Origin of the sequence: Streptomyces sp. NRRL B-24572 (genome assembly GCF_002156145.1) — a bacterium.
Taxonomy (GTDB): domain Bacteria; phylum Actinomycetota; class Actinomycetes; order Streptomycetales; family Streptomycetaceae; genus Streptomyces; species Streptomyces vietnamensis.
Window position 1 is genome coordinate 1 of sequence record NZ_MWIG01000292.1, and the last position, 9,697, is coordinate 9,697.

General features: G+C 75.8%; 3 protein-coding genes and 2 pseudogenes. All 5 read left to right on the forward strand.

The features are described from left to right. Nucleotides 1-54: 54 nt before the first annotated feature. Complete coding sequence (locus CCN56_RS44645) at nucleotides 55-288, forward strand: beta-ketoacyl synthase N-terminal-like domain-containing protein (RefSeq protein WP_256962031.1); 234 nt, start codon at nucleotides 55-57, stop codon at nucleotides 286-288. Next, nucleotides 267-6,029, forward strand: a pseudogene (locus tag CCN56_RS44650) (type I polyketide synthase); the annotation flags it as partial. The gene CCN56_RS44645 and the pseudogene CCN56_RS44650, both read left to right, overlap by 22 nt. A 208-nt stretch (nucleotides 6,030-6,237) precedes the next feature. Beyond that, nucleotides 6,238-7,794: pseudogene (locus CCN56_RS45850) on the forward strand (SDR family oxidoreductase); the annotation flags it as partial. 264 nt (nucleotides 7,795-8,058) lie between these two features. Further along, on the forward strand, nucleotides 8,059-8,565 hold the full coding sequence (locus CCN56_RS45855; RefSeq protein WP_373412867.1) for an acyl carrier protein: 507 nt from the start codon (nucleotides 8,059-8,061) through the stop codon (nucleotides 8,563-8,565). A gap of 50 nt (nucleotides 8,566-8,615) precedes the next feature. Further along, nucleotides 8,616-9,697 (forward strand): beta-ketoacyl synthase N-terminal-like domain-containing protein (locus CCN56_RS18520; RefSeq protein ID WP_373412868.1); only part of this gene is annotated, 1,082 nt, incomplete at its 3' end.

Below are 9,697 nucleotides of genomic sequence, written 5' to 3' on the forward strand. Positions count from 1 at the left end.
CCGCCCGCCATGCCCACGACCCGCCATGCCCACGACGAGGGGACACGAGTTCACATGCGTTCAGAAGAGGGGACCGCCGCCCCCGACCACGAGATCGCCGACGAGGCCGTCGCCGTCGTGGGCCTGTCCTGCCGGGTCGCGGGCGCCGATTCCCCCGAGGCGTTCTGGACCCTCCTGGCCGACGGCACCAGCGCGGTCACGAAGGACGAGCGCACCGGCAGGCGGGCCGGNNGTTCTTCGGGATCTCGCCGCGCGAGGCCGCCGCGATGGACCCGCAGCAGCGACTGACCCTCGAACTCGCCTGGGAGGCGCTCGAGAACGCGCGGCTGGTCCCTGACCGCCTCCGTTCCACCCCCACCGGCGTCTTCGTCGGCGTGATCAACGACGACTACGCCACGCTGGTGCGCCGGACCGGGCCCGCCGCGATCTCCGGACTCACCGCCGCCGGCCTGCACCGCGGCCTGATCGCCAACCGCCTCTCGTACCTCCTCGGACTGCGCGGCCCCAGCCTCACCGTGGACTGCGCCCAGTCGTCCTCCCTCGTCGCCGTCCACCTCGCCTGCGAGAGCCTGCGGCGCGGCGAGTCGACGATCGCCGTCGCCGCCGGCGTCAACCTCATCCTGGCCGAGGAGAGCACGCTGGGCATGGAGCGCATGGGTGCCCTGTCCCCGGACGGCCGCAGCTACACCTTCGACGCCCGCGCCAACGGCTACGTCAGGGGCGAGGGCGGTGCCACCGTCGTCCTCAAGCGGCTCCGGGACGCCCTCGCCGACGGAGACCGCGTCCACTGCGTCATCCGCGGCGGAGCCGTCAACAACGACGGCGGCGGCGCCGGGCTCACGGTGCCCGACCCCGACGCCCAGGCGGACGTGATCCGCGCCGCCCTGCGCCGGGCGGGCGTCGCCCCCGAGGACATCGGGTACGTCGAGCTGCACGGCACCGGCACCCCGGTCGGCGACCCGATCGAGGCCGCCGCGCTCGGCGCGGCCCTCCGCGCCGACGGCGGGCAGCCCCTCGCCGTGGGCTCCGCCAAGACGAACGTGGGCCATCTCGAAGGCGCCGCCGGCATCGTCGGCCTCGTCAAGACCGCGCTCTGCCTGAGCCACCGGCAGCTTCCCCCCACCCTCGACCACGTCACCCCCAACCCCGCCATCCCGATGGACCGCCTGGGCCTCCGCGTCCAGACCGCCCTGGCGGACTGGACCACGGAGCCGGGCCGGGCCCGCCACGCCGGGGTGTCCTCCTTCGGTATGGGCGGCACCAACTGCCACCTGGTCCTCGGTGAGGCGCCCGCCGGCGCCCGCCCGGCAGCCGCACGGACCGCGACGGCCGCGCCCCTCGGAACGACGCCGTGGGTGCTCTCCGGCCGCACCGAGGCCGCGCTGCGGGCCCAGGCCGCCCGGCTGCTCGCCCACACGGCCTCCCACCCCGACGCCACGGACGCCGACCTCGGCCACTCGCTGGCCGTCACGCGAACGGGCTTCCAGCACCGCGCGGTGGTGCTCGGCTCCGCCCGTACGGAGCTCGAGGCGGGCCTGCGCGTGCTCGCCGACGCGGGGGAGTCGGCCTCGATCGTCCGGGGCACGGTGACCACCGGGGACGCCTCCGGGGCGGTGTTCGTCTTCCCCGGCCAGGGTGCCCAGTGGATCGGCATGGGCCGGGAACTCCTGGACACCGCACCGGCGTTCCGCGCGTCGATCGACGCCTGCGAAGCCGCCCTGGCGCCCTTCGTGGACTGGTCGCTGACCGACGTCCTGCGCGGCGCCGAGGGCACCCCGTCGCTTGACGACGTGGACGTGGTCCAGCCCGTCCTCTTCGCGGTGATGGTCTCCCTCGCGGCCCTGTGGCGCTCGTGGGGGGTGGAGCCCGCCGCGGTGGTCGGCCACTCGCAGGGCGAGATCGCCGCCGCGTACGTGTCCGGTGCGCTGTCCCTGGAGGACGCGGCCCGCGTCGTGGCCCTGCGCAGCCGGGCCATCGGCCGCCGCCTGGCCGGCCGCGGCGGCATGGCCTCCGTCGCCCTGCCCGCCGAAGAGGTCGCCCGGCGCCTCCGGGGCCCCTTCGCCCGCGTCGAGATCGCCGTCGTCAACGGCCCCTCGGCCACCGTGGTCTGCGGCGAACCCGACACCCTCGACGCCCTCGCCGTCGAACTGGAGCACGAGGGCGTCCGGGTGCGGCGCATCGCCGTCGACTACGCCTCGCACTCGGCGTACGTGGAGGAGATCGAGGACGACGTCCTGACCGCCCTGGCCCCGATCGCGCCCCGCACCCCGGACATCCCGTTCTACTCGACCCTGCTGGCCCGCCGGATCGGCGACGAACCCCTCGACGCCGCCTACTGGTACCGCAACCTGCGCGGCACCGTCCGCTTCCAGGAGACCGTCGAGGCCCTGCTCGCCGACGGCCACACCGCCTTCGTCGAGGCCAGCGCCCACCCGCTCCTCACCTCCGCCGTCCAGGACGTCGCCGAGGCCCGCGCCATCCGCGTGGCGACCGTCGGCACCCTGCGCCGCGACGAGGGCGGCCCCGACCGGCTCCTGAAGTCGCTCGCCGAGGCGCACGTCCACGGCCTGTCCGTCGACCTCGCCGCCTGCTTCCCCGGCGCGCACCCCGTCGACCTGCCGACGTACGCCTTCCAGCGCCGCCGCCACTGGCTGCCCGAACTCGACGCCGCCGCACCGGCCCCGACCGCCACTCCGGCCGCCGCCCCCGCCGCACCGCGCGAGGACCACGGCACCGCCGACGAGGAGCCCTCGCTCCGCACCGAGCTGGCGGCCCTGGACGCCGCCGCGCGCCGGCGCCGGGTGCTCGACCTGGTGTGCTCCACGACGGCCGTCGTCCTCGGCTTCGACGGCCCCGGCGCCGTCGACCCCGCCGTCGCCTTCAAGAACCAGGGCATGGAGTCCACCACCGCCCTCGAACTGCGCAACCGCCTCCGGGCCGCGACCGCGCTCCCGCTGCCGACCACCCTCGTCTACGAGCGCCCCACCCCCCAGGCCCTCGTGGACCACCTCCTGGCCGAACTCACCGAACCGGCCGAGGAGGACCGCCCCGCCGAAGCGGCCCGGGCGAGCACCGACGAGGACCCGATCGTCGTGGTCGGCATGGGCTGCCGGTTCCCCGGCGGCGTGGAGTCGCCGGAGGACCTGTGGCGGCTCGTCGCCTCGGGCACGGACGCCGTCGGCGCCTTCCCCGACGACCGGGGCTGGGACCTGGACGGCGTCTACGACCCCGAGCCCGGGAAGCCCGGCAAGTCGTACGTCCGCGAGGGCGGCTTCCTCTACGGTGCCGCCGAGTTCGACGCCGGGTTCTTCGGGATCTCGCCGCGCGAGGCCGTCGCGATGGACCCGCAGCAGCGGCTGCTCCTGGAGACCTCCTGGGAGGCCCTGGAGCGGGCCGGCATCGACCCGCACGCGCTGCGCGGCAGCAGCACCGGCGTCTACGTCGGCGCCATGGCCCAGGACTACGGCCCGCGCCTGCACGAACCGGAGCAGGGGGCCGAGGGCTACCTCCTGACGGGCGGCACCACCAGCGTCGCCTCCGGCCGCATCGCGTACACCCTCGGCCTCGAAGGTCCCGCGGTCACCGTCGACACCGCCTGCTCCTCCTCCCTCGTCGCCCTGCACATGGCGGTGCAGTCCCTGCGCGACGGCGAGTCCACCCTCGCCCTCGCGGGCGGCGCCTGCGTCATGGCCACGCCCGGCATGTTCGTCGAGTTCGGCCAGCAGCGGGGCCTGGCCCCCGACGGCCGCAGCAAGGCCTTCTCGGCCGCCGCCGACGGCACCAGCTGGGGCGAGGGCGTCGGCATGCTCGTCCTGGAACGCCTCTCCGACGCCGTACGCGCCGGACACACCGTCCTGGCCGTGCTCCGGAGCTCCGCGATCAACCAGGACGGCGCCAGCAACGGCCTCTCCGCCCCGAACGGCCTCGCCCAGGAACGCGTGATCCGCCAGGCCCTGGACCGCGCGGGCCTGACGGCCACGGACGTGGACGTCGTCGAGGCCCACGGCACCGGAACCCGCCTCGGCGACCCCATCGAGGCCAAGGCGCTCCTGTCCACCTACGGGCAGGGCCGGACCCAGGGCCGCCCCCTGCTGCTCGGCTCGCTGAAGTCCAACGTCGGGCACACCCAGGCGGCGGCCGGTGTCGGCGGGGTCATCAAGATGGTGATGGCGCTGCGCGAGGGCCTGGTCCCCAAGACGCTGCACGTCGACGAGCCGTCCCCGCACGTGGACTGGTCCGCCGGTGCCGTCGAGCTGACGACCGAGGCCGTGGACTGGCCCGAGACCGGGCGCCCCCGCCGCGCCGCGGTCTCCTCCTTCGGCATCAGCGGCACCAACGCCCACGTCATCCTCGAACAGGCACCGACGCCCGAGCCCCGGCCGGCCGCCCCGGCGCGCGACGCCGACGCCCCCGCGGCGCTCGTCCTGTCCGCCAGGTCGGAGAACGCCCTGCGCGCCCAGGCCGCCCGGCTCGCCGAGCACCTGGAAGCGGACCCGTACCTGTCGCCGCTCGACCTCGGCTTCTCGTCGGCGGTCACCCGCACCGCATTCGAGCGGCGCGCGGTGGTGCTCGGCTCCGCCCGTACGGAGCTCGAGGCGGGCCTGCGGGCGCTCGCCGACGCGGGGGAGTCCGCCTCCGTCATACGCGGTGAGACGAGCGGCCGGGCCGGTTCCGGGGCGGTGTTCGTCTTCCCCGGCCAGGGTGCCCAGTGGATCGGCATGGGCCGTGAACTCCTGGACACCGCACCGGCGTTCCGCGCGTCGATCGACGCCTGCGAAGCCGCCCTGGCGCCCTTCGTGGACTGGTCGCTGACCGACGTCCTGCGCGGCGCCGAGGACGCCCCGTCCTTCGACCGCGTCGACGTCGTCCAGCCGGTGTCCTTCGCGGTGATGGTCTCCCTCGCGGCCCTGTGGCGCTCGTGGGGGGTGGAGCCCGCCGCGGTGGTCGGCCACTCGCAGGGCGAGATCGCCGCCGCGTACGTGTCCGGTGCGCTGTCCCTGGAGGACGCGGCCCGCGTCGTGGCCCTGCGCAGCCGGGCCATCGGCCGCCGCCTGGCCGGCCGCGGCGGCATGGCCTCCCTCGCCCTCCCGGCCCACGAGGCCGAGAAGCACCTCGCCCCCTGGGGCGACCGCCTCGGCGTCGCCGCCCTCAACAGCCCCCGGTCCACGGTCGTCGCCGGCGAACCCGAGGCCCTGGAGGCACTCGTCGAGGCCTGCAGGGCCGCGGGCGAGCGCGCCCGCCTCATCCCCGTCGACTACGCCTCGCACTCGGCGTACGTGGAGGAGATCGAGGACGACGTCCTGACCGCCCTGGCCCCGATCGCGCCCCGCACCCCGGACATCCCGTTCTACTCGACCCTGCTGGCCCGCCGGATCGGCGACGAACCCCTCGACGCCGCCTACTGGTACCGCAACCTGCGCGGCACCGTCCGCTTCCAGGAGACCGTCGCCCTGCTGGCCCGCGACGGCCACCCGTCCTTCGTCGAGGTCAGCGCCCACCCCGTGCTCTCCGCCGGGATCCAGGAGACCGTGGAAGCCGAGACCGGCACCGAACCCCTCCTGGCCGTCGGGTCGCTGCGCCGCGACGACGGAGGCCTGCGCCGCTTCGCCGCGTCCGCCGCCGAGGCGTACGTCCGCGGACTCCCCGTCGACTGGACCCGGCTCTACGAGCTGCACGGCCCGCGCCGCGTGGACCTGCCCACGTACGCGTTCCAGCGCGAGCGCCACTGGATGGAGCCGGCCCGCCGCACCACGACCCCGGACGACCTGGGCCTGGCGGCGGCCGGGCACCCCTTCCTCACCGCCTGCCTCGACCTCGCCGACGACGGCCCCGTGGTCCTCACGGGCCGGATCGCACCGCGCGACCACCGCTGGCTCGCCGACCACGCCGTCCTCGGCACCGTCCTGCTGCCCGGCACCGCCTTCGTCGACCTCGCCCTGCACGCAGGCTCCCACGTGGACCACGCCGACCTCGACGAACTCGTCCTGCACGCCCCGCTCGTCCTCACCGAGGACACGGCCGTCCAGCTGCAGGTCGTCGTCGGCCCCGCCGACGCCTCCGGCCGCCGTCCCGTCTCCGTGCACTCCCGCACCGAGGAGCCCGGCGACGGCCCGGCACGCCCCTGGACCCGGCACGCCGACGGCTGGCTCGCCCCCGGCACCCCGGCGACCGGCCGGCGCCCCGGCCGACACGGCCTGGCCCCCGGCCGGTGCCCGGCCCCTCGACCTCGGCGACCGCTACGGAGAACTCCTTGCGCAGGGGTACGAGTACGGCCCCGTGTTCCAGGGACTGCGGGCGGCCTGGCGCCTGGGCGACGAGGTGTACGCCGACGTGGTGCTGCCCGGACCCGGCACGGCCGGCGAGGACTTCGGCCTCCACCCGGCCGCCCTGGACGCCGCCCTGCACGCGATCGGCCTGCTCGACGCCGACCCGGCGACGGGTACGGCCCCGGCCACGGGCACGGCCCCGACGACGGCCGGCGGCCCCCTGCTGCCGTTCGCCTGGAACGGCGTCCGGCTCCACGCCCACGGTGCCACCACCCTCCGGGTACGCCTCTCCCGTACCGCCGACGACGCCGTCGCCGTGTCGGTCGCGGACCCGGCGGGACAGCCGGTGGCCACCGTCGACGCGCTGGTGATGCGCCCGGTCGAACCGGAGCGGCTCGCGGGACTCGCCCGGCGCTCGGACACGCTCTTCGCCGTCCGCTGGTCCCCGGTCCCGCTCGACGCGGCACCGTCCGCCACGGGACCCGGGACCGTCGCGGTCCTCGGCCTCCCCGGCGCCGTACCCGGCCTCGACACCGCCGCCGCCCACGACGACCTGACCGCACTGCTCACCGGACTCGACGCGGGGGAGCGCGCACCCGACCTGCTGGTCGTCCCCGTCGCCACGGACCCGGCCGACCCGGCCCACGCGGCCGCCGATCCGGCGGCCACCGGGCACCGGATCGCCCGGGAGCTGCTCGGCACCGTCCAGCGGGCTCTCGCCGACGAGCGCCTGGCGGCAACCCGGTTCGCCGTGGTGACCGGGGGAGCGGTCGCCACCGCGCCCACGGCCGGTGTCACGGACCTCGCCGCCTCCGTCGCCTGGGGCCTGATCCGTACCGTACAGACCGAGTACCCGGACCGGTTCGCGCTGGTCGACACCGACGCGGTCGCCTCCGGCGACGCCTCCGCCGCCGCCCTCCCCGCCGCCGTGGCCACCGCCTTCGCCCGCGCCGAGCACCAGCTCGCCCTGCGGGCGGGACAGGCCCACGCGCCCCGCCTGGTCCACGCCGAACCCGCGACGGACGCCTCCCGGCGCCCGCTGGACGAGAACGGGACCGTACTGATCACGGGCGGCACGGGAACGCTCGGACGCCTGGTCGCCCGCCACCTCGTCACCGAACACGGCGCCCGCCGAATCCTCCTGACGAGCCGTCAGGGCGAGGCGGCGGCCGGATCGGCCGAACTCGTGGCGGAACTCGCCGCACTCGGCGCCGAGGCCCGCGTGGCGGCCTGCGACGCCGCCGACCGCACCGCCCTCCGGGCCGCGCTCGACGGCATCGACCCCGCCCACCCGCTGACCGCCGTCGTCCACGCCGCGGGCCTCCTCGACGACGCCACCGTCGAGGCCATGACCCCCGACCAGGTGGACCGGGTCCTGCGCCCCAAGTCCGACGCGGCCTGGCACCTGCACGAGCTCACCCGCGACCTGGACCTCGCCGCGTTCGTCCTGTTCTCCTCCGTCGCCGGCACCCTCGGCCTCGGCGGCCAGGCCAACTACGCCGCCGCCAACGCCTTCCTCGACGCCCTCGCCCACCGGCGCAGGGCCCAGGGACTGCCCGCCGTCTCCCTGGCCTGGGGCCTGTGGCGGCAGGCCAGCGGAATGACCGGCGAACTGACGGACACCGACATCGCCCGCATGGCCCGCTCCGGCGTCGCACCCCTCGCCTCCGACGAGGGACTCCGGCTGCTCGACACGGCCCTGGCCGACGAGGCGCCCCTGCTCGTCCCGGTCGCCCTGGACACCACGGCCCTGCGCGCCCGCGCGGCCGGCGAGGGCATCGCACCGCCCCCGATGCTGCGCGGCCTGGTCCGCGTACCGGCCCGCAGGACCGAAGCCGCCCGCACGACGGCCGGCGCCCCGCAGCACCCCGACGGACTCGCGCAGCGACTGTCCGGCCTCGACCCCGAGGAACGCCGGCACACCGTCCTCGAACTCGTCCGCCAGTGCGCCGCGGTCGTCCTCGGCCACGGAACCCCCGAGGCCGTCGAACCCGAACGCGCCTTCTCCGAGCTGGGCTTCGACTCGCTCACCTCGGTCGAGCTCCGCAACCGGCTCAACGCCGCCACCGGACTGCGCCTGCCGACCACCCTGCTGTTCGACTGCCCCACCCCGGCGGCCGTCACCGACCGGGTGCTCGACCGGCTCGCCCCACCGGAGCCCGCACAGCGGCCCCAGGACCCGCGGCACACCGCGCCCGACACCGAGCCGCCCCGGGACGAACCCGTCCTCGCGGCCATCGAGTCGGCCAGCGACGACGAAATCTTCAGCTTCATCGAAAGCGAACTCGGCATCTCATGAGGAGTGTTGGTCGAATGTCCATGTCCAACGAGGACAAGCTCCGCGACTATCTGAAGAAGGTCACGACCGACCTCCACACCACCCGGCAGCGACTGCGGGAGATCGACGAGCGCAGCAGCGAGCCGATCGCCGTCGTCGGCATGGGATGCCGGTTCCCCGGCGGCGTGGAGTCGCCGGAGGACCTGTGGCGGCTGGTCGCCACCGGCACCGACGCGATGGGCGGATTCCCCGTCGACCGCGGCTGGGACGTGGAGGGCCTGTACGACCCCGAGCCCGGGAAGTCCGGCAAGTCGTACGTCCGCGAGGGCGGGTTCCTGCACGGTGCCGCCGAGTTCGACGCCGGGTTCTTCGGGATCTCGCCGCGCGAGGCCGTCGCGATGGACCCGCAGCAGCGGCTGCTCCTGGAGACCTCCTGGGAGGCCCTGGAGCGGGCCGGCATCGACCCGACCGGACTGCGCGGCACCGACGCCGGCGTCTTCGTCGGGCTCATGTACCACGACTACACGGCCCGGCTCGGCCAGGTGCCCGAGGAGTACGAGGGCTACGCGATCACCGGCGGCTCGTCCAGCGTGGCCTCCGGCCGCATCGCGTACACCCTCGGCCTCGAAGGTCCCGCGGTCACCGTCGACACCGCCTGCTCCTCCTCCCTGGTCACCCTGCACATGGCCGTCCAGTCGCTGCGCCGCGGCGAGTGCGGGCTCGCGCTGGTCGGCGGCGCGGCGATCATGCCCACCCCGACGATCTTCCTGGAGTTCTCGCGCCAGCGGGGCCTGGCCCCCGACGGCCGCAGCAAGGCCTTCGCGGCCTCCGCCGACGGCACCAGCTGGGGCGAGGGCGTCGGCATGCTCGTTCTGGAACGCCTCTCCGACGCCGTACGCCACGGCCACCGGGTCCTCGCGGTCGTCCGCGGCTCCGCCGTCAACCAGGACGGCGCCAGCAACGGCCTCACCGCCCCCAACGGCCCCTCCCAGGAACGCGTCATCCGCCAGGCCCTGTCCGACGCGGGCCTCGCGCCGCACGAGGTCGACGCGGTCGAGGCGCACGGCACCGGCACCACGCTCGGCGACCCGATCGAGGCGACCGCCCTGATCGAGACGTACGGGCAGGACCGCCCGGCGGACCGGCCGCTGCT

What these genes read in the sequence shown, in the direction of transcription:
- CCN56_RS45855 (WP_373412867.1), top strand. Translation starts at nt 8,059, where the DNA reads ATGCTGCGCGGCCTGGTCCGCGTACCGGCCCGCAGGACCGAAGCCGCC.